The organism is Variovorax sp. YR752 (genome assembly GCF_943372545.1).
In genome coordinates, this window is sequence record NZ_CALRZC010000130.1 from 1 (window position 1) to 23,254 (window position 23,254).

The following is a 23,254-nucleotide window of genomic DNA, read 5'->3' on the forward strand; positions in this document are numbered from 1 at the left end:
CCGGCATGCCACCGATGGTTCAGCAAAGGCGCGCCCGGGCAGGGGGAGGCGCGCCTCTGCGGCGCCGAGAAGCACAGGGCTCGTGGCCGCGCGCGCAGCGCGCATCGTTGTCTGACTCGTCGCGGTTGTCCGAACGCAGCGACCGCAGGTCGCGTAGTGAGTTCTGCGATGGGCCACGAGACCGAGCATCGCAGGGGAGTCGGCGCGAAGCACCGACCGCCGAGGCGAAGCGCCGTAGCCTGCCCGGGCGCGCCTTTGCCGCTTCAACGCAGCTCCGTTCAAGAGCCGCCGTCGGCACGCGATGCAGTTCATCCCCGCCAGAACGCGCTTCGTCGCAATCCGCTGTCGGCGTGAGGCCTTGGCTCCTAGAGTTCACCTCAACGCGACACGGAGTCGCCACCCGAAGGAGCCCACCATGATTGACCGCATCTTCTCCGCCTTGCTGACCTTCTGCCTGCTCGCCGGCGGTACCGTGGCCATCGGCAGCGCGCTGATCGACGACGCGGCCGAGGCTCAATCCACGCCAGTGGTCATGCTGCCGACCGTCACCGTGATCGGAACTCGCGACGCAGCACCGTCGCCGCTGGCGCAGAACGAAGCCTCGCTCGAGCCGACCGCGCGCCAGCTGCAGTGAGGCAGCCGTGACCCTACATCTGCCGGAACAGGTGCAGGTAGCTGCGGCTGACCGGCAGCAGTTCGCGCCGGTCCTTGAGCTGCACCTCGGCTGTCTCGTTGGGGCCACGCGTCACCTGCACCACCTGGTGCAGGTTGACGATCACCGAGCGGTGCGTCTGCACGAAGCGTGACGGGTCCAGCTCGTCCGCGAGTTCGCGGATCGTCTTGCGGATCAGCGCCTCGCCACCCTCCCACACCACCAGCGTGTACTTCTCGTCGGCCTTCAGGTAGGCGATCTGATCGACCGGGATCAGCCGTACGCTCTGGCCCACCGAGGCCTTGATCCACTGCAGGTAGGTCGGCACGTTCCCCATCCGGCGCTGCAGTTCGGCCGAGAGGCCGTCGAGCACCGCTTCCAACCCGGCCGGCGCGACTGGCGCCGTCTGTGGCGCCTGCGTGATGCGCTGCTGCAGCCGCTGCACGGTATCGGCCAGGCGCTCCTCGTCGAAAGGCTTGACCAGGTAGTCGACAGCACCCTGCTCGAAGGCCTGCACCGCGTACTGCTCGAAGGCAGTGACGAAGACCAGCTGCGCCCGCCGGGCGATCGAGCGCGCCGCCTCGATGCCGCTCATGCCCGGCATGTGCACGTCGAGGAAGACGATCTGCGGCGCGTGCTGGTCGAACAGTTCGACCGCCTCGCGGCCGTTGCGGGCCTCGGCGAGCACCTGCAACTGCGGCCAGGCGCGCGCGAGCAGCGTGCGCAGACGCTCACGCAGCAGCGGCTCGTCGTCGGCAATCAGTGCAGTGGCGTTCACGGCGCCTCCTTGGCCGGGCAGACCAGCGTCACCACCACGCCATGCGGCGGGTTCTCGGCGAGTTCCAGCCGGGCGCCCGCACCGAAGAACATGGCCAGCCGCTCGCGCAGGTTGGCCAGGCCGGTGCCCGGCGCGGCGCTGTCGCGCAGGCCGATGCCGGTGTCGGCGACGACGATGCGCAGCGCTCCGTCGGCCTCGCGTCGCGCCTGTACGTCGATGCGCCCGCCCTGCTCCGACGGGTCGATGCCATGCCGCACCGCGTTCTCGACCAGCGTGATCAGTGCCATCGGCGGGAAGCGCCCGGCCTGCACCTCGGCCGGCACGTCGATCGTGAAGGCCAGCCGGTCGGGCATGCGCATCAGCATCAGTTCGAGGTAGGCGCGCACCAGCGCCAGCTCGTGGCCCAGCGTGGCGTTCTGGTCGTCCAACCGCGGCATCGCCGCACGCAGGTAGGCGATCAGGCTCTTCAGCACCAGCGGGGCCTGCGGCGAGCCGCTCTCGACCAGCGCCTGCACGTTGGCCAGCGTGTTGAAGAGGAAGTGCGGCTCGATCTGCGCATGCAGCAGGCGCAGCCGCGCGTCCAGCGCCTGGCGCTCGAGCTGGCTGCGCTCGAGCGCGAAGGTCAGCGCCTGGTTGCGCGCCTGCGCATCGCGCTCGCGGTACAGCGCGCCCAGCGCCAGCAGCGGCGCGACCACCAGCACGGTGGCGGTGATCAGCACGAAGCCGCTCAGGCGGCCCTCATGCTTCAGCACCTCGAAGACCTGGCCCTGCACCGACGGCAGGTAGACCAGGTAGGTGGCCACCGGCGCGGCCAGCGCCACCGCGATCACCTGCACCAGCCAGGGCGGGGCCCACTGCACCGGCCAGAAGCCAGCCGCGCTGAACACCAGCAGCAACAGCAGCGCGATCACCAGCATGCGGCCGAGCAGCACCGGGTATGGCGTCACGAACACCGGGTTGAGCAGCGTTGCCGCCAGCACCGCGAGCCCGATCGCCACCAGCACGCGCGCCAGGCTGAGCGAGGCGATGAAACGGTCGAGCGCGGGGTTCATGGCCTCACGATAACGCGCCGCCCCGCCCCGCGCCATGGGCGCAGCCCGTTGCTGCGACGGGCCACGGCCCGGCGGGTGCGAACGGCGGCCGGAGCCGCCTCAGTTGCGCAGCATCGAGGCGTTCAGCGCCTGGTCGAGCAGCGCCAGACCTTCCTGCAGGTGCGCGCGCGACTCCACACCCCAGCGCCGCTGCGCCAGCGCCTGGCGCAACTCGTCGCGCAGCGTGCTGGCGTTGGCGCGCAGCAGGCTCTGCCCATCGGCCGGCAGCGGCGTGCTGACGCGCACCAGCAGCGCGTGCAGGCGGCGCAGGTGCTCGCGCTGCAGGTTGCGGCGCAGGCGGTCGATGTCGCCGCCGGTCTTCAGCTCGCTCCACACCGCGCGCTGCAGCGTGCCGTAGACCTCGTTGAGCGTGATCAGGTCGCGCCGATCCTTCTCGGCCACGTACAGCGGCAGGTCGAGCAGTCGCGAGGCGGTGCCCAGCGAGAGCAGCCGGTCCAGCGCCGCCGTCTGCAACTGCAGCACGGCCGAGGGGATGCTCACCAGGCCGGCGCGGTTCCACTCGCGATAGTCCGGCGTCAGGCTGGCGAGGAACTGGGGCTTGAAGCGGAAGCTGTCGGCCGAGAACAAGCCGCTGGCGAGAAACTGCAGCGCCTCGCGCTGCCGCGCCGGCTCCACGGGCACGAAGGCGGGCGCGCCGCTGCCACCCGGCACCACACGCGCCGTGTACATGCCGCCGACGTACTTGCCGACCAGTGCCGCCGCGTTGTTCAGTGCGGTGAAGCCCGACAGCAGCACGCGGCGCTGGCGGATCGGGTCCTCGCCGGGCTGCGGGGTGCGCTCCTGCACGCGCTGCCACAGCTCGCGCGAGAGCTGCAGCCGCTTCCTGTAGTACGCCAGCGGGTCGTCGCCGAGGTCGAAGCGGTTGACCAGCGGGTCGATGCCGTCGTTGGCGGGGCTGCCGCCGGCGTCGGGGTCGTTGGCGAAGGCCAGCTGCGGCTCGCCGCTGCGCGCGGCGATGCGCGCCAGCTCCTGCTTCTCGTCGGCCGGCGCGATCGGCTTGTAGGCGTACTCGATCGCCCAGTAGTCGTAGGGGCCGAGCGTGGTGTTGTTGAAGCTGGCCTGGCGCTCGCCGGCCAGCGCGATGTTGTAGGCGTTGTAGTCCATCACCGATCCGGACAGGCCGTTCTTCTCGGTGAACACCTTGTCCTGCAGCTGCGCGCGGGTGTAGACGGTCGAGGCTTTGAAGTTGTGCGTCAGGCCGAGCACGTGGCCGACCTCATGCATGATCGTGTCGCGCACCACCGACTGCGCGAAGGCCTCCGCCTCGGGGCCGTCGGTGGCCAGCTCGCCGCGCGCCTCGAGCAGGTCCATCGCAAAGCCGAACTCGCTGGCGGCTGCGTCGGCGTACTCGCAGGCCTGCGCGGCGGCCTTGCTCCAGGGCAGCGTGATCGGCTCGGCGAACGGCTTGGCCATCGCACCCACGCTCTCGACACGGAAACGCCGCGCGCCGCGGCCGAACACGTCGCTCATCGCGATGTCGGCATCGATGATCTCGCCGGTGCGCGGGTCGGTGTGGCTGGGCCCGCGGGCAAAGCCGACGTCGGCGCCGACGAACCAGCGGATCGAGGCGTGGCGCGAATCCAGCGTGTCCCAGTCGGCGTCGTCCGGCTGCTGCCTGACGACGATCGCGTCCTTGAAGCCGATGCGCTCGAAGGCCTTGTTCCACTCCAGCACACCCTCGCTCACCGCGTTGCGGTAGGTGGTCGGGATGTTCTTGTCGAGCCAGAAGACGATCGGCTGCTTCGGCGCCGACAGCGCCGCCGACGGGTCCGCCTTCTCCAGCCGCCAGCGGTTGACCAGGAAGCGCTTCGGGCTGACCAGCAGGTCGGTGGTCAGGTCGGTGACGGTGTCGAAGAAGTGGCCGATGCGCGGGTCGACGTCCCGCGCCGGCATCGGCTGCTCGGCCAGGCGCGTGAAGTTGAACACCAGGCCGACGAACAGGCTTCGAGGGTCGGGCAGCACCGACGGCGGCGCCGGCACCGGCACGGGCGGCGGCACCAGCGGCGGCGCGGGCAGGCGCGGCGTCGCGAAGTGCAGGCGCAAGTCGAGCGTCGTCAGGTCGTCGCTCACACCGGCCTTCTCGATCGACGAGTTGGCGCGGTCCAGCCCGTACGGCAGGCGGAAGGCCCGCTCGAGCAGGGTCGAGTAGCCGGTCAGGTCGGCGAGCAGGAAGCTCGCGTCGACCAGCACCGACTTGCGCTCCGGGTGCTGCGCGCTGGCCACCACGCCGGCCGCCAGCAGGCTGTTGGAGAAGGACTGCGACACCGTCGCGCGCATCGCCGCCGAGGTGGCGACGTACTCGGTGTTCAGCGCGATCAGCTGGATCTGGTTGCCCACACGCCGCCACGTGGCCAGCCACGACGGGCCCATCTGGCCGCCATACAGCCCGCGCTCGCCGATCGACTGCGCGATGTTGGCCGAAAGCAGGAAGGGCTTGTCGAAGGCGGCCGCCGGGATCTCCAGCCAGGTCTTCTCGTCCCTGCGCCACACCGGGATGTAGCCGTCCTGCTGCTTCGCGCCCTTGATGATCTCGGCGAAGGGTTTGGGCGCCGTCGGATCGGGCCGTGCGGGCGCTGAAGCTGCGGCACCGGGCGCGCTGGCGGCGGTGGGTGCGGCAGCCGCGCTGGCCGTCGTGGCGGTTGTGGTCACGGTTGCACAGCCGGCGAGCGCCGATGCCAGCGAGGTCAGGACGGCAAGTCGAAGAGACGTGGACATGAAGAAGGCGGCGATTCGCCGGAAATCGGATGCGAACGATTCTGCAGCAGGCTCCGTGCCCGCGTGATCCGGGCAGTCCCCCTGACGCGCGAGGGAACCTGCCCGCGCGCGGCGGATCAGCGCTGCCGGTCGCGGTCGGCCCAGCCGCTCAGCGAGACGAGCAGCAGCGCCGCCAGGAGCGTGCCCAGCAGGCGCAGCGTGGCATCGACACAGCGCGCGGCTTCCGCCCAGCCGAAGCCCGACACAGAGCCGGGCGCGGCGACCCAGCCGCCCTGCTCGGTCAGGTCGATGCCCGGCAGCAGCAGGTCCAGCGCGTGGGCCAGCGGGCTGAACGGCGCGGCGGCTGACGCGCCGAGCGCCCTCAGCGCACCGGCCTCATGGGCCAGGCCGAAGAAGGCCGCCCCGCCCAGCCAGGCCAGCAGCCACCAGCCGAGCACACGCTGCGGCCGCCAGCCGTAGCCCGCCAGCGCACCAAACAGGCCATGGCCGGCCCGGGCCATCCAGCGCAGCGCCGAGGGCAGCGACAGGCCGATGCGCCCGATCCGGCGCAGCCTCTGCTCGCGGCGCAGCGCCAGCGTACCGGCGGCCGCACCATGGCCCATGCGGCGCAGCACGCGAATGACACGCTGCCAGGGCTGCATGCGGAAGTCCTCGCCCAGGTGCGAGCCGGGCTGCCGCTCCAGCCAGGCCAGGCGGAAGCCGGAGTCGAGCGGCGCACCGTCGCCGAAACGGGAGTAGGCAAAGCCGTCGAGCACCAGGCGCTCGCCCCAGGTGCCCGCATCGTCGACCAGCGACTTCACGCGCGTGCCGGCGAACGAGGCACCGAGCAGCGGAGCCTGCAGCCGCCACAGGCGCAGCGCACCACCGATGCGCGCACGGTCCAGCACCAGCGAGATGCCGTCGCCCCAGGCGGCGTCGCCGACGCGGTCGAAGGCGGCGCCGCTGCAGTCGAGGTCGCCACCGATCTGTGCACGCTTCGCGCTGACCCGCCCGGCAGCGGCGAAGCCGTCGTCGAGGCGGACGTCGCCGTGCACACGGATGCGGTCGAGCACCAGCGCGCAGCGGCGCGCACCGGTCGCGTCGACCGGGCCGTTGACGCGCGCGCTGCCGGCGAGAAAGTCGCCACGAACGCGGGCGCCGGCAAAGCGCACCTCGCCGGAAGCGTCGAAGCCTTCGCTCATGCGCACGTCGCCGCCGACCTCGAGGCCGTCGGCCATCAGGCTTCGCCGCCCCGGCAGCGAGGCCTCGTTGCCGCTGAGCGTCAGCCGCGTCGCGTTGAAGTCGCCACCGATGCGAGCCTGCTGCAGGCGCACTTCGCTGGCGATCTCGCAGCCGGCGTTCAGCGCCAGGTCCTGCTCGATGCGGCAGCGTTCGGCCAGCAGCCCCGGCAGCTCGCAGTCGGGAAAGGCCAGGCCGCCGGCGATGCGCGCGCCGTCGAACAGCGGCGTGGTGTCGAACACGCAGCGGAAGAACCACAGGCTCGCCGGCACCGCGCACTCGCCAAGATCCAGTCGGCCCTCGATCCAGGCCCCGAGCAACTGGATGCGCCGGCTCTGCCGGTGCGCGCCGGTGATCAGCGCCAGCGCGGCGAGAAACGAGGCCCGCACCGTCACATCCGCGCTCGCTTCGCGCGGACGGCGCAGCGCGATGCGCGCGATGTCGCCATGCCGGCAGGCGCGCAGCAGCACGGCCTCGGCGCGGCGCAGCGGCAGGAAGCGCGCGAGGGGGTGGTCCGGCGGGAGCGTCGCGGCGGCTGCCGTCATCGGACGGTGCAGCTCGCGCGGCTCGAGCGCGGCCCAACCACGGCTCGAAGGATCTCGGACAACGGCAGCATGTTCATGAGTCGGCGCATCGCCGTGCGTTTGCGCCGATTCTCGAACAGCGCGCTGCCGCAGTGGGGCCGCGGCTCACCCGCGATCGGGGGCCGCGCCCGGGCAGATCGACGCATACCCCCCGAGGTGGAGGGGCGAGCCGTCGCTTACTTGAGCGCCTTGAAGCGCAGCCGGTGCGGCCGTGCGCCTTCCTCGCCGAGGCGCCGCTTCTTGTCGGCCTCGTACTCCTGGTAGTTGCCGTTGAAGAACACCCACTGGCTGTCGCCCTCGGCGGCGAGGATGTGCGTGCAGATGCGGTCGAGGAACCAGCGGTCGTGGCTGATCACCATCGCGCTGCCGGCGAACTCGAGCAGCGCCTCCTCGAGCGCACGCAGCGTTTCCACGTCGAGGTCGTTCGACGGTTCGTCGAGCATCAGCACGTTGCCGCCGCGCGCCAGCGTCTTGGCCAGGTGCAGCCGGCCGCGCTCGCCGCCGGAGAGCTGGCCGACCAGCTTCTGCTGGTCATTGCCCTTGAAGTTGAAGCGGCCGAGGTAGGCGCGCGAAGGCATCACGAACTGGCCGACGACGATGTTGTCGAGACCCCCGGAGACGTCCTCCCACACCGTCTTGTCGGCCGACAGGCTCTCGCGGCTCTGGTCGACGAAGGCCAGCTTGGCCGTCTGGCCGATGTGCACCTCGCCCGAGTCGGGCTGCTCGACGCCCTGCAGCATGCGGAACAGCGTCGACTTGCCGGCGCCGTTCGGGCCGATGATGCCGACGATCGCGCCGGCCGGGATCTTGAAGCTCAGCTTGTCGATCAGCAGCCGGTCGCCGAAGCTCTTGCTGACCTCCTTGAACTCGATCACGTCGTTGCCCAGCCGCTCGGCGACGGGAATGAAGATCTCGTTGGTCTCGTTGCGGCGCTGGTAGTCGACGTCGCTGAGTTCCTCGAAGCGCGCCAGGCGCGCCTTGCTCTTGGTCTGGCGCGCCTTGGAGTTGGAGCGCACCCACTTGAGCTCTTCCTTCATCGCCTTGATGCGCGCGTCTTCCTTCTTCTGCTCGACCTCCAGGCGCTTCTCCTTCTGGTCCAGCCAGTCGGAGTAGTTGCCCTTGTACGGGTGGCCGAAGCCGCGGTCGAGTTCGAGAATCCACTCAGCGGCGTTGTCGAGGAAGTAGCGATCGTGGGTGATCGCCACCACGGTGCCCGGGAAGCGCTGCAGGAAGTGCTCCAGCCACTCGACCGATTCGGCATCGAGGTGGTTGGTCGGCTCGTCGAGCAGCAGCATGTCGGGCTTGGACAGCAGCAGCCGGCACAGCGCGACGCGGCGCTTCTCGCCGCCGGAGAGCAGGCCGATCTTGGCGTCCCAGGGCGGCAGGCGCAGCGCGTCGGCGGCGATCTCGAGCTGATGCTCGGTGTTCTCGCTGCCGGCGGCGGCGATCACGGCTTCCAGTTCGGCCTGTTCGGCGGCCAGCTTGTCGAAATCGGCATCGGGCTCGGCATAGGCGGCGTAGACCTCGTCGAGGCGCTTCTTCGCCTCCAGCACGCCGCCGATGCCCTGCTCGACCGCCTCGCGCACGTTCTGCTCCGGGTCGAGCTGCGGCTCCTGCGGCAGGTAGCCGATCTTCAGGTCGGGCATCGGCACGGCCTCGCCCTCGATGTCCTTGTCGAGGCCGGCCATGATCTTGAGCAGCGTCGACTTGCCCGAGCCGTTGACGCCGAGCACGCCGATCTTGGCGCCGGGGAAGAAGCTGAGCGAGATGTCTTTCAGGATCTGCCGCTTCGGCGGCACGATCTTGCCGACGCGGTTCATGGTGTAGACGTACTGGGCCATGGGGGTCTCGGGTGATGCGCAGGATGGCGGGGAATCCGGCGATTATCCCGGACAGCGCGGCGGCCCCTGCCGCAGCCGGCTCAGCGCGGCGTGAGACGCAGGCGCAGCTCGGTCAGCAAGCCCTCCGGCTCGATCGGCCGCAGCAGGTAGGCATCGGCGCCCAGCGACAGGCCGCGCTCGCGCGAGCCGTCGTCGCGCGCGGTGGCGGTGAGGAAGACGAAGGGCAGCGAGCGCAGCGCCGGGTCGGCACGCACCGCGGCCAGCAGTTCGAAGCCGCTGCCGCCGGCCATCACCACGTCGGCCAGGATCAGGTCGACACGCTGCGAGCGGGCCAGCGCCAGCGCCTCGACACCGCCACGGGCCGTCAGCACGCTGTAGCCGGCGGGCTCGAGCAGGCTCAGCTTGAACGACAGGTTGGCCTCGGTGTCGTCGACCATCAGCACTACCAGCCCCGGCGCCGGCGCACGCAGCGATGGCGGCAGCGGCTGCTGATCCAGGCCCTGCGCGGGCGGCGCCGCGGACGGCGCCGGCGGCGCTGCGCTGGCGCCGGGCAGGAACTGCGCCAACGCCGCCATGAACGCCGCGGGGTCGATCGGCTTGGCGAAGTGGCCGTCGAAGCCGGCTTGCAGGGCACGGTCGCGGTCGCCCACCATCGCGTAGGCCGTCACCGCGATCAGCGGCACGCCGGCCAGCGACGGCTCGGCCTTCAGGCGCCGCGCGACCTCGTAGCCGTCGATGCCGGGCAGCTGGATGTCGCAGACGATCAAATCGGGGCGTTCGCGCTGCGCCTGGGCGAGCCCCGCCTCGCCGTCGACGGCGTCGGCCGTCTCGTGGCCCCAGGCGTGCAGCAGGTAGTTCATCAACTCGAGGTTGATCACGTTGTCTTCGATGACGAGGATGCGCGCCATGGCAAGGTGGCGCCGTATCAGGCGCGGGCCAGGTTCAGCGTGAACACGCTGCCGCGGCCCGGCTCGCTCTCGACGGCGATGTGGCCGCCCATCAGCTCGGCCAGCTTGACCGACAGGTGCAGACCGAGGCCAGTGCCTTCGGCGCGTCGGGCTCGCGGCTCGCCGACCTGCGTGAAGGCACCGAACAGCCTGGCACGGTCCTGCGCGCTGATGCCGATGCCGGTGTCGTGCACGGCGATCGTGACGCGGCCCTCGGCCTCGCGCAATGCGATGGTGACACCGCCCTGCGTGGTGAACTTCAGCGCGTTGCCGGCCAGATTGATCAGGATCTGCTGCAGCGCACGGCGGTCGGCACGCACCACCGGCGGCGGCGCAGCGTCGGCCTCGATGCGCAGCCACAGGCCCTTCGTGTCGGCCGTGGGCCGCAGCGTCTGCACCACCTCGTCGAGCACGGCATCGCAGGCCACCGGTTCGAGCACCAGCTCGACACGGCCGGACTCGATCTTCGCCAGGTCGAGCAGGTCGTTGATCAGAGACAGCAGGTGCTTTCCGCTGGACTGCACCAGCCCGAGCTGCTTCTCCTGGTCGGCGGTCAGCGGGCCCGGCAGCTTCATCAACATCAACCCGGTGAAGCCGATGATGGCGTTCAGCGGCGTGCGCAACTCGTGGCTCATCGTCGCCAGGAAGCGGTCCTTCGCGCGGCTGGCACGCTCGAGCTCGACGTTCTTCTCCTGCAGGGCGCGCTCGAAGCGCTTGCGCTCGCTGATGTCGCGGATCGCGCTCATCACCAGCCGGCCGGCCTCGGTCTCGACCGGGCTCAGGCTGATCTCGACCGGGAACTCGTCGCCGTTGGCACGCCGGCCGTGCAGCTCGCGGCCCTCGCCCATCGCACGCATGCGCGGCGCGCCGAGGTAGCCGACCCGCTGGCCGAGGTGCGAACGCTGCAGCCGCTCGGGCAGCAGCATCTCGATCGGCTCGCCGAGTACGGCCGCCGCCTCGTGGCCGAACATCGCGCAGGCCTGCGCGTTGAACAGCACGATGCGGCCGGTGCCGTTGACGATGACGATCGCATCCGGTGCGCGGTCGAGCACGGCCTGGAAGCGCGCATGCACGAACTCGGCATCGCGCCGCGCCCGGTGCCGCGTCACGTCGCTGAGGTGGCAGGCGAGATGGGTGACCCGGCCCTGCGCATCACGCACGGCGCTGGCGCTGCAGTTGACGTACAGCGGCACGCCATCCTTGCGATGGCGCATGACCTCGTGGCGCGAGGCCACGCCGTCGAGCGCGGCCCGGCGCAACGCCGCCTCGTCGTCGTGCAGCTCGCGCGGCACGATCAGGTCCGCCAGCAGTTGCCCTTCGGCCTCGTCGGCGCGGTATCCAAAGTCGCGCTGCGCCGCGCGGTTCCATAGACACACACGTCCCTTGGTGTCGGTGGCGACCAGCGCATCAGGCGAGTGGTCGACCAGCAGTTCACTCAGCGCCATCTGCATCCGTGGCTCGCGCTCTTCTTCATGACATGAGTCAATGTATATGCCGCAGCAGGCCGGGGCAAGCGCGGGGTTGGTCCGACGGAATCTCGCTCGCAGTAGTGAGGATCACGATCAAATGAAGACGCTGATTCATCACGCGCATCACTGCGCACCGACCGCAAAGCGCGCCGCACTCGCCTTTCTGCTACGGTGCTTGCTCGTCTTGCCGTGTGCCACATGCCCCGCCTGCTTTATCTCTTCGCCCTGTGCAACCTGCTGATCGGCACCGGCGCGTTCGTGCTCAGCGGCGTGCTCGCGCCGATGGCCACCTCGCTGCAGGTCAGCGTGGCGGCGGCCGGGCAGGCGATGACGGTCTACGCGCTGTCCACTGCCGTGCTCGCGCCGCTGGCGCTGGTGCTCACCGGCGGCTGGCCGCGGCGGCGCGTGCTGTGCGTGTCGCTGGCGGTGTTCGCACTCGGCAATGCACTGTGCGCGTTGGCCGGCAACCTGCCGGCGCTGCTGGCCGGGCGGGTGCTGATGGGTGTGGGCGCGGTGTTCACCGCGGTGGCGGCGGGCATTGCCGTGGCGCTTGTCGAGCCCGAGCGGCGCGGGCGCGCGCTGTCGCTGGTGTTCATCGGCATCAGCCTGAGCTACGTGATCGGCCTGCCGCTGGGCGCCTGGCTCGGCTTCCGCCATGGCTGGCAGTTGCCGATCGCGCTGGTCGCCGGGCTGAGCGGCGTGGCCAGCCTGGTGCTGGTGTTCGTGCTGCCGCGCGACATCGCCGCGCCCGGTGCCAGCTTCACCGGCCTGGGCGCACTGCTGCGCCGCCGCGAGGTCGCCTGGGTGCTTGCACTGACGCTGCTGTACTTCACCGCGATCTTCTGCGTGTTCTCCTACATCGGCCCGGTGCTGCAGGCGCTGGTGCCGATGTCGACCGAGGCGATGAGCCTCACGCTGATGCTTTTCGGCCTGTCCGGCGTGGCCGGCACACTGATCGGCGGCTGGGCCAACGACCGCTACGGAGCGCAGCGCACGCTGACCATGCAACTCGCCGTGCTCGGTTTCATGATGCTGCTGGTGCCGCTGACGCGCGGCCAGCATGCGCTGATGGTGGCGGTGTTCGTGGTCTGGGGCATCGCCGGCTTCGGCATGATGGCGCCGCAGCAGTCGCGCCTGGCGGCGATCGCGCCGGCGCAAGCACCGATCCTGCTGTCGCTGAACACTTCGATGCTCTACCTGGGCACCGCGCTGGGCGCGGCGATCGGCGGGCCGGCTGCGCTGCGAATCGGCTTCGACCATCTCGCCTGGGTCGGTGCGCCCTTCGCCGTGGCCGGCTGGCTGACGCTGCGTGCCGGAGCCACTCGCCGTGCTGCGCTGAGCCGGGCCTGATGGCATCATGAGGCCATGAACAGCACCACCCTCGACGCCTCGCCCTCGCTGGTGCGCATCGCGCACATCGTCTACGCGCTGCACGCGCTGGGCCTGGCCATCGGCGCCTTCGGCGCGGCCAGCGTGCTCGGCTCATTCCTGTTCGGCTGGCCGTCGATCGTCGCGGTGATCATCAACTACGTGAAGCGCAGCGAGGCGCGCGGCACCTGGCTGGAGTCGCACTTCGACTGGCAGATCCGCACCTTCTGGTGGGCGCTGCTGTGGGCGCTGATCATCGCCGCGGTGTCCGCCGTGCTGGCGGTGGTGCTGGTGGGCATCGCCACCTGGGTGGTGGGCCTGTTCGCGCTCGGCGTCTGGGCGATCTACCGCGTCGCACGTGGCTGGCTGAGGCTGAAAGACCGGCAGGCGATGCCTTCCGCGCAGGCCGGTTAGAATGCGCTTCGCGCCGCGAGACCAGTCGCCGCAGCGCTCGTCGTACCGACATCGTTCCCACGCCCCCGCGCCTTCCGACTGGTGCAGCCTTCGAGGCCGCAGCAGGTCGCGACAACGGCTCGTCATCGAGCCCCCTTCCGAATGAATTTCACCGACCTCGGCCTGGCCGAGCCGCTCCTGCGCGCCGTGCGCGAACAGGGCTACGAAACCCCCACCCCCATCCAGGCGCAGGCCATTCCGGTCGTGCTGCAAGGCGGCGACCTGCTCGGCGGCGCCCAGACCGGCACCGGCAAGACCGCCGGCTTCACGCTGCCGATGCTGCACCGCCTGATGGCCCAGCCTGCGACCAAGGACGCCCGCGGCCGCGTGCCGATCCGCGCGCTGATCCTGACGCCGACGCGCGAGCTCGCCGCGCAGGTCGAGGAGAGCGTGCGCCACTACGGCAAGTACAGCGGCCTGACCAGCATGGTGATGTTCGGCGGCGTCGGCATGCAGCCGCAGATCGACCGACTCAAGCGCGGCGTCGACATCCTCGTGGCCACGCCGGGCCGCCTGCTCGACCACCACGGCCAGCGCACGCTGGACCTGAGCCACGTGGAGATCTTCGTGCTCGACGAAGCCGACCGCATGCTCGACATGGGCTTCATCCACGACATCAAGAAGGTGCTGGCCATCGTGCCGGCGAAGAAGCAGAGCCTGCTCTTCTCCGCCACCTTCAGCGACGAGATCAAGGCGCTGGCCGACCGGCTGCTGAACAAGCCGGCGCTGATCGAGGTGGCGCGCCGCAACCAGACCGCCGAGACCATCGCGCAGAAGGTCCACCCGGTCGGCCGCGAGATGAAGAAGGACCTGCTGTGCCATCTCATCAAGAGCAACGACTGGCACCAGGTGCTGGTCTTCACGCGCATGAAGCACGGCGCCAATCGCCTCGTCGAGCACCTGCTCAAGCAGGGCATCAGCGCGATGGCGATCCACGGCAACAAGAGCCAGGGCGCACGCACCAAGGCGCTGGCCGACTTCAAGTCGGGTGACCTGACCTGCCTGGTGGCGACCGACATCGCCGCGCGCGGCATCGACATCGACCAGCTGCCGCACGTCGTCAACTTCGAGCTGCCCAACGTCCCCGAGGACTACGTGCACCGCATCGGCCGCACCGGCCGCGCCGGCGCGCAGGGCGAGGCGGTCTCGCTGGTCTGCGTCGACGAGAACATCTTCCTGCGCGACATCGAGAAGCTGATCAAGCGCGAGATCCCGAAGGAAGTCGTGCCCGGCTTCGAGCCGCCCAGCGGCGAGAAGGCCGAGCCGATCGTGCTCGGCCGCATGGTGATCGGCGAAGGCGCCGGCCGCGGCGGCCACCGCCACCACGCGCCTTCGCGTGGCGGCTCCGGTGCGCCGCGTGGCGGCGACAAGCGCGGTGGCAACGAGCCACGCCACCACGACCGGCCGCGCCAGGACGCGCGCGCCCCGGCGCCGCGCACAGCGCACGGCGGCCACGTGCCGGCACAGGGCGGCAACCGCGCGGCGGCTCCGGCGCAAGGCGGCAACCGTGCCGCAGCACCGGCACCGGCACGTGCCGACGGCAACCGCAGCGGCGGCGGCGGCGGCAAGCCGCAACCGCGGCTGACGCAACCCAAGCCGCGCTGACAGTCAGTACAGTGGTGGGCATGGCACCCGGTCACCCTGCCCCGCCCCGTACCGCGCTGCTCGCCGGCGCCACCGGACTGGTCGGCAGGGCCCTGCTGCCTCAGTTGCTCGACCACCCCGGCATCGCGCGCGTGCACGTGCTGCTGCGCCGCGCGGCGCCGGGGATCGCCGAGCACCCCAAGCTCGACCTGCACCAGGTCGACTTCGCGCACCTCAAGCGCCTGCCGCGTGTCGACGACGTCTACATCGCGCTGGGCACGACCATCAAGGCCGCCGGCTCGCAGGAGGCCTTCCGCCTCGTCGACCACGGCCGTGTGCTGACCGTCGCGCGGCTCGCGCGCGAAGCCGGCGCCAAGCGACTGGCCATCGTCTCCGCACTCGGCGCCGACCGAGAGTCGCGGGTCTTCTACAACCGCGTCAAGGGCGAGATGGAAGCCGACGTGGCCGCGCTCGGCTACGAGGAAGTGAGCTTCGCGCAACCCTCGCTGCTGGTCGGCGACCGCGCTTCGCTCGGCCAGCGCGAGCGGCCCGGCGAAGTCTGGGCGATGCGCCTGCTGCGCCCGGTGCTGCCGCTGGTGCCCAAGGGCATCCGGCCGATCGACGCACGCGACGTCGCCGCCGCGCTGATCGCCGCGACGATGAGCGGCAAGCCGGGCGTGCACCGGCTGAGCTCGGCCCGCATGCAGGGAGCCTGCCCGCGTTGAGCGACTCGCTGTGGCGCCAGCGCGCCTTCATGCGCTTCTGGTTCGCGCGCCTGTGGGGCACCGCCGCCAACCAGATGCTGATGGTGGCGATCGGCTGGCAGATGTACGACCTGACCGGCAGCGCCTGGGACCTGGGCCTGGTCGGCCTGATGCAGTTCATGCCCTCGCTGGCACTGGTGCTGGTGGCCGGCCATGTGCTGGACCGCTACCACCGCGCGCGCATCCTCGCCGCCTGCATGGCGCTGCAGGCCGGCGTCGCGATCGCGCTCGCTCTGGCGGCGACGCAGGGCTGGGCGAGCCGTGAGCTGCTGCTCGGCCTGTCGATCGCCATCGGCACCGCCAAGGCCTTCCAGCTGCCGGCGCAGCAGGCGATCACGCCGCTGCTGGTGCCGCTGGAGATGCTGCCGCGTGCACTGGCGTTCAGCTCGGCGGGCATGCAGGGCGCGATCATTGCCGGTCCGGCCATCGGCGGTTTCGTCTACGTCGCCGGCGCGACCGCGGTCTATGCGAGCAGTGCCGCACTGTTCGCGCTCGGCGCCGCGCTGGTGCTGGCCGTGCGCTACGAGCATGCACCGTCGGGGCCGCGCGGCGCGACGCTGGACACGCTGCTGGCCGGCGTGCGCTTCGTCTGGCGGCGACCGGTGGTGCTGGGCGCGATCTCGCTGGACCTGTTCGCTGTGCTGCTCGGCGGCGCCAGCGCGCTGCTGCCGATGTTCGCGAAGGACGTGCTGCACGTCGGCCCCTGGGGCCTGGGCCTGCTGCGATCCGCTCCCGCGGTGGGGGCATTGACGATGGCGCTGCTGCTGTCGCGCTGGCCGGTGCAGCGTCGCGCCGGCTTCGTGCTGCTCGCTGCCGTGGGCGTCTACGGCGCGGCGACGCTCGGCTTCGCTCTGTCGACCTGGCTGTGGCTGTCGATGCTGCTGCTGGCCATCTCCGGCGCGGCCGACATGGTCAGCGTGGTGATCCGCCAGTCGCTGGTGCAGCTGGAGACGCCGGAGGCGATGCGCGGCCGTGTCAGTGCGGTCAACTCGGTGTTCATCGGCGCGTCCAACCAGCTCGGCGAGTTCGAGTCGGGCGCCACGGCGGCGCTGCTCGGGCCGGTCGGCTCGGTGGTGCTCGGTGGCATCGGCTCGATGGCGATCGCCGCGCTGTGGGTGAAGTGGTTCCCGGCGCTGGCGCGGCGCGATGCCCTGGTTCAGCAGCCATGATCGTGCACGTCGACCCGGCTTTCATCATTGCCGAGAAGCCTCCCGGCCTGCCCACCGTGCCCGGACGGCCGGTCGAGCTGCACGACTGCCTGTGGCACCGCATTCGCGAACTGCATGCCGACGCGCTGGTCGTCCACCGGCTCGACATGGGCACCTCCGGCCTGGTGGTGTTCGCCCGCGGCATCGAGGCGCAGCGGGCATTGAGCCGTGCCTTCGAGCAGCGCCTGGTCGGCAAGACCTACGTGGCGCTGGCGGCCGGCGAGCTGGCCGCCGACCACGGCGAGATCGACCTGCCGCTGGCGGCCGACTGGCTGGCCCGGCCGCGACAGGTGGTCGACCGGGAGCACGGCAAGGCCGCGCTCACGCGCTGGCGTGTGCTCGAGCGGAGCGGCGCACACACCCGCGTCGAACTGCAGCCTCGCACCGGGCGCTCGCACCAGCTGCGCGTGCACCTCGCAGCCATCGGCCATCCGCTGCTCGGCGACCCGCTGTACGCCTCGCCCGAGATCGAGGCCGCCATGCCCCGGCTCGCCTTGCACGCCCACGGGCTCGCCTTCATCCATCCGTTCGAGCACACGCCGCGCGTCTACGCCAGCGACGTGCCCTTCTGATACGGGGCCTCGCCCAGCGCTCGACGGAGGGCGGGTACGCAGCGTCGGTGTTCGGCGGCGGTCGTTGCGGTTCACTCGTGCCGTGCTCGCAGAGGCAGGGCGGTGGGCAGGCCTCGATGGCCACGAGCCTCAATCCATCGGCGCTGACCCACGGTGCATGTACGCGGCGCAGCTGTCCGCCATGGATGCGCGCGGTCAATGCAAGCTCAGGCAGCAAGGTGAGGCCCGCGCCTGCCAACGCGACTTGAGACGCCGTCTCGTCGTCGTTCGAAATGACGGACCAGGCAGGCGTGACCTCTCGATCTTGCGGTCGCCCTCGTCAGGGTTCAGGAGCTCGATGGCAGGCAGACGTGTCCCTGGGGCGCGCAGGCGCACCATGCAATGCAGCAGCCGAACGCCGAGCGATTGCTCAAGGTCCTGGATCTGACGGGCGACCACCGCCGGCGCGTGGCCGCGCACCGCAGACCGAAGCCGTGGTGGACCTGGCGGCGGCGAACACATCAGCCCACCCCGGGGAAGCGCTGATTCAGCGCCCCCAGAACGCATCCTCCTGCGCCTGATCGCTGGAGAACAGTCGAACTTCGACGACCTTGCCGCCCTCGACGCGGATCAGGTCCACGCCGGGCTGCCGCAGCTTGAGGCCGTTGGCCTCGCCGGCAAACTCCAGCGTGATCGCCACCCAGTCGCCGTTGGCCATGTAGTGGTCGGCGCGCGTGATCGCAAACGTTCCCTTCGACACCTCCATCATCCTGCCCAGCATCGGCCCCACCTGGGCCATGCCGCGATGAGTGCCGGAGAACTGGTTGTTGCCAGGCTGGTGCCAGATCACGTCAGCCGCGATGAGGCTGCCGAGCGTTGCCTGGTCACCGGTCTGTACGGCCTTGATGTACGTCTTGGCGATGTCGATGTTGTTCATGAGGCAGTTCCTGTGGGAGTGTGGCGAGTTCGTTCACGGGGTGTCCAGCCATCACGCTCTGCATGGCGACTGATGGTTATTATTGGACACCTGGTGCGAGCTATCCAAGGTGATACTCGGACCAAGGCTGATACATTACGGACAATCCGCCGACAACAACTTGCAGCATCCCGGTAAGGACCGTCGGCGCCGGGATTCCCCCGACGATGAAAACCTCCCTCATCAAGCGCCTGGGCTATCTGCCCCGAGCCATCTACCCGTTGGACCTCGAGGCCTTCACGATGTCCGAACTGCGGGAGCGGGACCGCAGCGAAGAGGTGCGAGCAACCCATCAGTACGAGTTCCACACGCTGGTGTGCGTCACGCAGGGCACATGCACCCAGGTGATCGACTTCGAGCCCATCCGCTGTGCGCCCGGATCGCTGCTTGCAATACGCCCGGGGCAGGCACACAACTACGGGCGCAACGAGGACTGGGATGGATGGAACGTGCTGTTCCGACCCGAGTTTGTCCTGCCCGTCGCGGGCGCGACGCGCAGCCTCAAGCTCGCGGTCGATCTGCAAAGGCTGCCGGAACACATTGCCTTGGACAGCACGCAACTGAGGACCGTGACACGTTCGATCGAGCAGATGCACGCAGACGCACAGCTCGAGGCCCCGTTTGACGATGTGAACGCACTGCTGCGCCACCAGCTCCATGCGCTGCTGACTCGCCTGAGCATCCTGCACGGTCGTCAGCGAGCCCAAGAGCCGGTGATGTCCCCGGCATTGCAGCGCTTCAGGCGCTTCCAGCAGCTCGTGGACGAACGCTTCGCGCAGTGGCATCAGGTGGCCGACTATGCCAACCGACTCGCCTGCACGGAGAAGAGCCTGACCCGCGCCGTGACGGCTACGGTGGGCACGACCGCCAAGGCCTTCATTTCGGCGCGGATCGTCCTGGAAGCGAAACGCCTGCTGGTGCACACGGACTTGCCCGTCGCCACCATCGCCGAGCAGTTGGGATTCGACGAGGCCACCAACTTCGGCAAGTTCTTCAGGCGCGAAGTCGGTGGCACGCCGGCAGAGTTCCGGCGGCAGCAAACCACCGCGCCGTAAACCTCTCGTCGGCGCCCCCGGCGATCGAGGCCGCGCGACAGCGGTCAGTTCCAGGGCCGGCTCTTGCGGCCAGACCAGGAGGATGGAATGGGGGCCAGGAGGATGCCTTCCGGACACCGTCTTCCGGGTCGTCGACCGACACCTAGCAGTACTCGTCCAGCAGCCGGTGCGATCGCTCAGCCGCCATTTGGCAACGCGCCTCGACGGTCTGCCCTCTTGCGGCCAGCGACCCTCGGTGAACGGCTGCGGCAAGCCCGCGGCTCTCCGGGCGCGCGCACTATCCGGATCCGTCGCCCCGCCGCAACATCGACCCCGCCCAGAGCGAGGGCTCAAGCGAGCCCACGGCATCCCAAGACGACGGCACAAAATTCTGTTGCCAGTGGCCTGAAAGAAGAAACGGGTTAGCTCCTTGTGAGAGCTAACCCGTTGATTTCATTGGTCGGGGTGGCGGGATTCGAACTCGCGACCCCTTGCACCCCATGCAAGTGCGCTACCAGGCTGCGCTACACCCCGACGAAGCTGGTGATTATAGCCCGTGCGTCGGGTCTCCCAGAGGGATCACAGCATCAACAGCGCACGAATGGCCAGCAACTCGCTGCGCATCTCGCCCGGTGTCAGAACGGTGCGCTGCTGTCCGTCGGCGATGGCGCTTGTCTCCATGGGGGCGGCGTCGTCAAGCAAGTCGCTCATGTCGATGACCTCGTCGGGCTCGTCGACCATCGGCGAAGTGCCCGCGTCACGTGGAACGCCGCCTTCGGACAGACGATTCCGGGCACCACTGATGGTGAAGCCCTGCTCGTAGAGCAGTTCACGGATGCGCCGGATCAGCAGCACTTCGTGGTGCTGGTAGTAGCGCCGGTTTCCCCGGCGCTTCATCGGCTTGAGTTGCGTGAACTCCTGCTCCCAATACCGCAGCACGTACGGCTTCACCCCGCACAACTCGCTCACCTCACCGATCGTGAAGTAGCGCTTGGCGGGGATGGCAGGGAGCGCTTTCTCCATCAAAATCAATAAGATCCCAAGAGAAAGCTAGACTTTACTCGAACTCCTCCCCGGAAGGTATGTCGCCTTGCACGACTCCCTTGAGTTTGTGGCTGGCGTGGAAGGTGACGACGTTGCGCGCCTTGATCGGGATGGCCTCGCCGGTGCGCGGATTGCGCCCGGGGCGTGGCGCCTTGCGGCGGATGTTGAAGTTGCCGAAGCTCGACAGCTTGACGTCCTCACCCTTCACCAGCGTGCCGTGGATGATCTCGAAGAAGGCCTCGACCATGTCCTTGGACTCGCGCTTGTTCAGCCCGAGGCGTTCGAACAGCAGGTCGGCCAGTTCGGCCTTGGTGAGCGTGGGCGTCTCGATCGTCGGCAGGACGACACGATCGCGGGGCTTGTCGTTGTCGCTCATGGTCTCCTGCCTCAGCCGCGCAAGCGAACACCCAGGCCGGCGCCCAGACGTGCGATGACGTCGGCCACGGCCGCATCGATACGCTCGTCGGTCAGGGTGGTCTCGTCGTCAAGCAACTCGAGGCGCACGGCCAGGCTGCGCTCACCGGGCTGCATGTCGGCCGAAGGCGCGGACGGCTTGTAGACGTCGAACAGGCGCGCCGAACGCACCAGCCCGCTCGGCCCGGCCCCGATGGCCTGCATCAGCGCCGCGTGGGTCACCTGCTCGCCGGCGACGACGGCGATGTCGCGCACCGCGGCCTGTTGGCGTGGCAACGCGGTGAAGACCGGCACGTCGCGCTCAAGCACGGCGTCCAGGTCGAGCTCGAACAGCATTGGCGCGGACGGCAACTCGTAGCCCTGCCGCCAGCGCGGGTGCAGTTCGCCGACATGGCCGATGACTCGCCCGTTCACTTCGATGCGCGCGCAGCGGCCCGGGTGCATCGCAGGATGTTCGTCCGCAACGAACACCGCGCTGCGTGGCGCGAGCAGCGCCTCGACGTCGCCCTTTGCATCGAAGAAGTCGGCCGCGCGCTCCTTGCTGCCCCACTGCAGCGCATCGACCCGGCCCCAGGCGAGGCCGGCGACTCGGCGCGGCTGGGCGACGCCGGCCACTGCACGGTCGGCATCGACCACGGAGGCATCGCGCCGGAATACGCGGCCCGTCTCGAAGACGCGCACCCGGCTGGCCTTGCGTGCCAGGTTCGATTGCAGCACCGCCACCAGGCTGCCGAGCAGGCTGGAGCGCATCACCACCAGCGGGCTGGCGATCGGGTTGAGCACGCGGATCGGGTCGGGATTGCCGGCGAGTTCATGCTCCCAGCGCTCCTCGACGAAGCTGAAGTTGATCGTCTCCTGGTAGCCCAGCCCGGCCAGCGTGTGCCGGACCGCGCTCAGGCCACGCTGCGCCTCGGTGCGCACATGGGCCGTCACTGGCGCCTGCGGCGGCGTGTCCGGCAGGAGGCGGTAGCCGATCACACGGGCCACCTCCTCGATCAGGTCTTCCTCGATCTTCAGGTCGAAGCGCCAGGATGGCGGCGTGACCGTCACGATGCCCGGCTCGCTGCTGAACTGCAAGCCGAGGCGGGTCATCACACCCTCGCACTGCGCCTGCGTGATCGGCATGCCGATCACCTTGGCGGCGCGCGTGACGCGCAGGCGCACCGGCTCGGCCTTCGGCAGGGCGAGCACCTGATCGTCCATCGGGCCGGCCTCGCCGCCGCAGATGTCGATGATCAGTTGCGTGATGCGCTCGATGTGCTCGACCGTCTGCGCCGGATCGACGCCGCGTTCGAAGCGATGGCCGGCGTCGGTCGAGAAGTTGTAGCGGCGCGAGCGGCCGGCCACGGCCTCCGGCCACCAGAACGCCGCCTCGACGTAGACGTTGCGCGTCGCGTCCGACACCGCGGTGGACTCGCCACCCATGATGCCGGCCAGCGACTCGACTGCCTGGTCGTCGGCGATCACGCCGACCTTCTCATCGACCTCGATGGTGTTGCCGTTGAGCAGTTCCAGCGTCTCGCCGGCGCGGCCCCAGCGTACCGTCAGGCCGCCGTGGATCTTGTCGAGGTCGAAGATGTGCGAGGGACGGCCGTACTCGAACATCACGTAGTTGGAGATGTCGACCAGCGCGGTGACCGAGCGCTGGCCGCAGCGCGCCAGGCGATCGACCATCCAGGCCGGGGTCTTCGCGGTCGTGTCGACATTGCGCACGATGCGGCCGGAGAAGCGACCGCACAGATCGCTCGCCTCGACCTTCACCTTCAGCGTTGCGTCGTGCTTGGGCTTCACCGGCGGGAAGCTGAGCTGCTTGAGCGGCGCACCGGTCAGCGCAGCGACTTCGCGCGCGATGCCGTAGACGCTCAGGCCGTGCGCGAGGTTGGGCGTGAGCTTCAGCGTCAGGATGGTGTCGTCGAGCTGCAGGTGCTCGCGGATGTCGACGCCCACTGGCGCCGCATCGTCGAGGATCAGCAGGCCGCCGTGGTCTTCGGAGAGCTTCAGCTCGCGCGCCGAGCACAGCATGCCCTGGCTCTCCACGCCACGCAGCTTGCCGAGCTTGATCACGAAGGGCTTGCCGTCCGCCTTTTCGTCATCCGCCGGCGGCAGCTGCGCGCCCACCAGCGCGCAGGGCACGCGGATGCCGGCACGCACGTTCGGCGCGCCGCAGACGATCCGCAGCGTCGCTCCGGTGCCGGCGTCGACCTCGCACACCTTGAGCTTGTCGGCGTTGGCGTGCTGAGTGACCGACAGCACCTGTGCCACGACCACGCCGGTGAACGGCGGGGCGGCCGGGCGCGCCTCTTCCACCTCCATGCCGGACATGGTCAGCAGGTCGGACAGTTCGGCGCTGGAGATCGGCGGGTTGCAGAACTCGCGCAGCCAGGATTCGGGAAACTGCATGGCTCTCGGATGCTCAGTTGAACTGCGACAGGAAGCGCAGGTCGTTCTCGAAGAACAGGCGCAGGTCGTTGACGCCGTAGCGCAGCATGGTCAGCCGGTCCGGCCCCATGCCGAAGGCGAAGCCGATGTGGCGCTCCGGGTC

General features: G+C 69.8%; 19 protein-coding genes, 1 tRNA gene and 1 pseudogene. 8 read left to right on the forward strand and 13 right to left on the reverse strand.

What is annotated here, in order from left to right; translation table 11 throughout:
- Positions 1–415: 415 nt before the first annotated feature.
- Positions 416–634 carry a hypothetical protein gene (locus tag AAG801_RS25475; protein WP_341890890.1) on the forward strand — a complete coding sequence of 73 codons (219 nt, stop codon included), beginning with the start codon at positions 416–418 and terminating at the stop codon, positions 632–634.
- 13 nt (positions 635–647) lie between these two features.
- On the opposite strand, the gene AAG801_RS25480 is transcribed toward AAG801_RS25475, so the two are convergent.
- From AAG801_RS25480 to AAG801_RS25510, 7 genes are all read right to left on the reverse strand, one after another.
- A complete protein-coding gene (locus tag AAG801_RS25480) occupies positions 648–1,430 on the reverse strand; it encodes a LytTR family DNA-binding domain-containing protein (RefSeq protein ID WP_341890891.1) in 783 nt (260 codons plus the stop codon).
- The gene (locus AAG801_RS25485; protein ID WP_341890892.1) at positions 1,427–2,482 is read right to left on the reverse strand and encodes a histidine kinase; all 1,056 of its coding nucleotides are present in this window, start codon (positions 2,480–2,482) and stop codon (positions 1,427–1,429) included. Before AAG801_RS25485 ends, AAG801_RS25480 begins: the two co-directional genes overlap by 4 nt.
- A gap of 99 nt (positions 2,483–2,581) precedes the next feature.
- Positions 2,582–5,191 (reverse strand): zinc-dependent metalloprotease, encoded by a 2,610-nt coding sequence (locus AAG801_RS25490; RefSeq protein ID WP_341890893.1) that lies wholly within the window; start codon positions 5,189–5,191, stop codon positions 2,582–2,584.
- A gap of 182 nt (positions 5,192–5,373) precedes the next feature.
- Positions 5,374–7,020 (reverse strand): hypothetical protein, encoded by a 1,647-nt coding sequence (locus AAG801_RS25495; RefSeq protein WP_341890894.1) that lies wholly within the window; start codon positions 7,018–7,020, stop codon positions 5,374–5,376.
- Between the two features lie 215 nt (positions 7,021–7,235).
- Complete coding sequence (gene ettA, locus AAG801_RS25500) at positions 7,236–8,900, reverse strand: energy-dependent translational throttle protein EttA (protein WP_341890895.1); 1,665 nt, start codon at positions 8,898–8,900, stop codon at positions 7,236–7,238.
- 80 nt (positions 8,901–8,980) lie between these two features.
- Positions 8,981–9,808 carry a response regulator gene (locus AAG801_RS25505; protein WP_341890896.1) on the reverse strand — a complete coding sequence of 276 codons (828 nt, stop codon included), beginning with the start codon at positions 9,806–9,808 and terminating at the stop codon, positions 8,981–8,983.
- Between the two features lie 17 nt (positions 9,809–9,825).
- Positions 9,826–11,298 carry a PAS domain S-box protein gene (locus AAG801_RS25510; RefSeq protein WP_341890897.1) on the reverse strand — a complete coding sequence of 491 codons (1,473 nt, stop codon included), beginning with the start codon at positions 11,296–11,298 and terminating at the stop codon, positions 9,826–9,828.
- A 216-nt stretch (positions 11,299–11,514) separates the two neighbouring features.
- On the opposite strand from AAG801_RS25510, the gene AAG801_RS25515 reads away from it, so the two are divergent.
- From AAG801_RS25515 to AAG801_RS25540, 6 genes are all read left to right on the forward strand, one after another.
- A complete protein-coding gene (locus AAG801_RS25515; RefSeq protein ID WP_341890898.1) occupies positions 11,515–12,666 on the forward strand; it encodes an MFS transporter in 1,152 nt (383 codons plus the stop codon).
- A gap of 15 nt (positions 12,667–12,681) precedes the next feature.
- Positions 12,682–13,098, forward strand: a complete 417-nt coding sequence (locus AAG801_RS25520) for a hypothetical protein (RefSeq protein ID WP_341890899.1) — start codon at positions 12,682–12,684, stop codon at positions 13,096–13,098.
- Positions 13,099–13,239: 141 nt separating this feature from the next.
- Positions 13,240–14,742 (forward strand): DEAD/DEAH box helicase, encoded by a 1,503-nt coding sequence (locus AAG801_RS25525; protein WP_341890900.1) that lies wholly within the window; start codon positions 13,240–13,242, stop codon positions 14,740–14,742.
- A 20-nt stretch (positions 14,743–14,762) separates the two neighbouring features.
- Positions 14,763–15,446 carry an NAD(P)H-binding protein gene (locus tag AAG801_RS25530; protein WP_341890901.1) on the forward strand — a complete coding sequence of 228 codons (684 nt, stop codon included), beginning with the start codon at positions 14,763–14,765 and terminating at the stop codon, positions 15,444–15,446.
- On the forward strand, positions 15,434–16,654 hold the full coding sequence (locus tag AAG801_RS25535; RefSeq protein ID WP_341890908.1) for an MFS transporter: 1,221 nt from the start codon (positions 15,434–15,436) through the stop codon (positions 16,652–16,654). The genes AAG801_RS25530 and AAG801_RS25535 overlap by 13 nt, the downstream gene beginning before the upstream one ends.
- A complete protein-coding gene (locus AAG801_RS25540; protein ID WP_341890902.1) occupies positions 16,651–17,265 on the forward strand; it encodes an RluA family pseudouridine synthase in 615 nt (204 codons plus the stop codon). The genes AAG801_RS25535 and AAG801_RS25540 overlap by 4 nt, the downstream gene beginning before the upstream one ends.
- Positions 17,266–17,791: 526 nt before the next feature.
- Here the strand turns inward: AAG801_RS25540 and AAG801_RS25545 are convergent.
- Positions 17,792–18,181, reverse strand: a complete 390-nt coding sequence (locus tag AAG801_RS25545; protein ID WP_341890903.1) for a nuclear transport factor 2 family protein — start codon at positions 18,179–18,181, stop codon at positions 17,792–17,794.
- A gap of 206 nt (positions 18,182–18,387) precedes the next feature.
- On the opposite strand from AAG801_RS25545, the gene AAG801_RS25550 reads away from it, so the two are divergent.
- The gene (locus tag AAG801_RS25550; protein ID WP_341890904.1) at positions 18,388–19,275 is read left to right on the forward strand and encodes a helix-turn-helix transcriptional regulator; all 888 of its coding nucleotides are present in this window, start codon (positions 18,388–18,390) and stop codon (positions 19,273–19,275) included.
- A 436-nt stretch (positions 19,276–19,711) separates the two neighbouring features.
- Here AAG801_RS25550 and AAG801_RS25555 read toward each other — a convergent pair.
- The 5 genes and pseudogenes from AAG801_RS25555 to AAG801_RS25575 all read right to left on the reverse strand — a co-directional run.
- A tRNA-Pro gene (locus tag AAG801_RS25555) sits at positions 19,712–19,788 on the reverse strand.
- 45 nt (positions 19,789–19,833) lie between these two features.
- Positions 19,834–20,277, reverse strand: coding sequence for a MerR family transcriptional regulator (locus AAG801_RS25560; protein WP_341890905.1), 444 nt, complete (start codon positions 20,275–20,277; stop codon positions 19,834–19,836).
- Between the two features lie 34 nt (positions 20,278–20,311).
- A complete protein-coding gene (locus AAG801_RS25565) occupies positions 20,312–20,674 on the reverse strand; it encodes an integration host factor subunit alpha (protein WP_341890906.1) in 363 nt (120 codons plus the stop codon).
- Positions 20,675–20,685: 11 nt separating this feature from the next.
- Positions 20,686–23,112, reverse strand: coding sequence for a phenylalanine--tRNA ligase subunit beta (gene pheT, locus AAG801_RS25570; RefSeq protein WP_341890907.1), 2,427 nt, complete (start codon positions 23,110–23,112; stop codon positions 20,686–20,688).
- Between the two features lie 13 nt (positions 23,113–23,125).
- Positions 23,126–23,254 (reverse strand): annotated as a pseudogene (locus AAG801_RS25575) (phenylalanine--tRNA ligase subunit alpha); the annotation flags it as partial.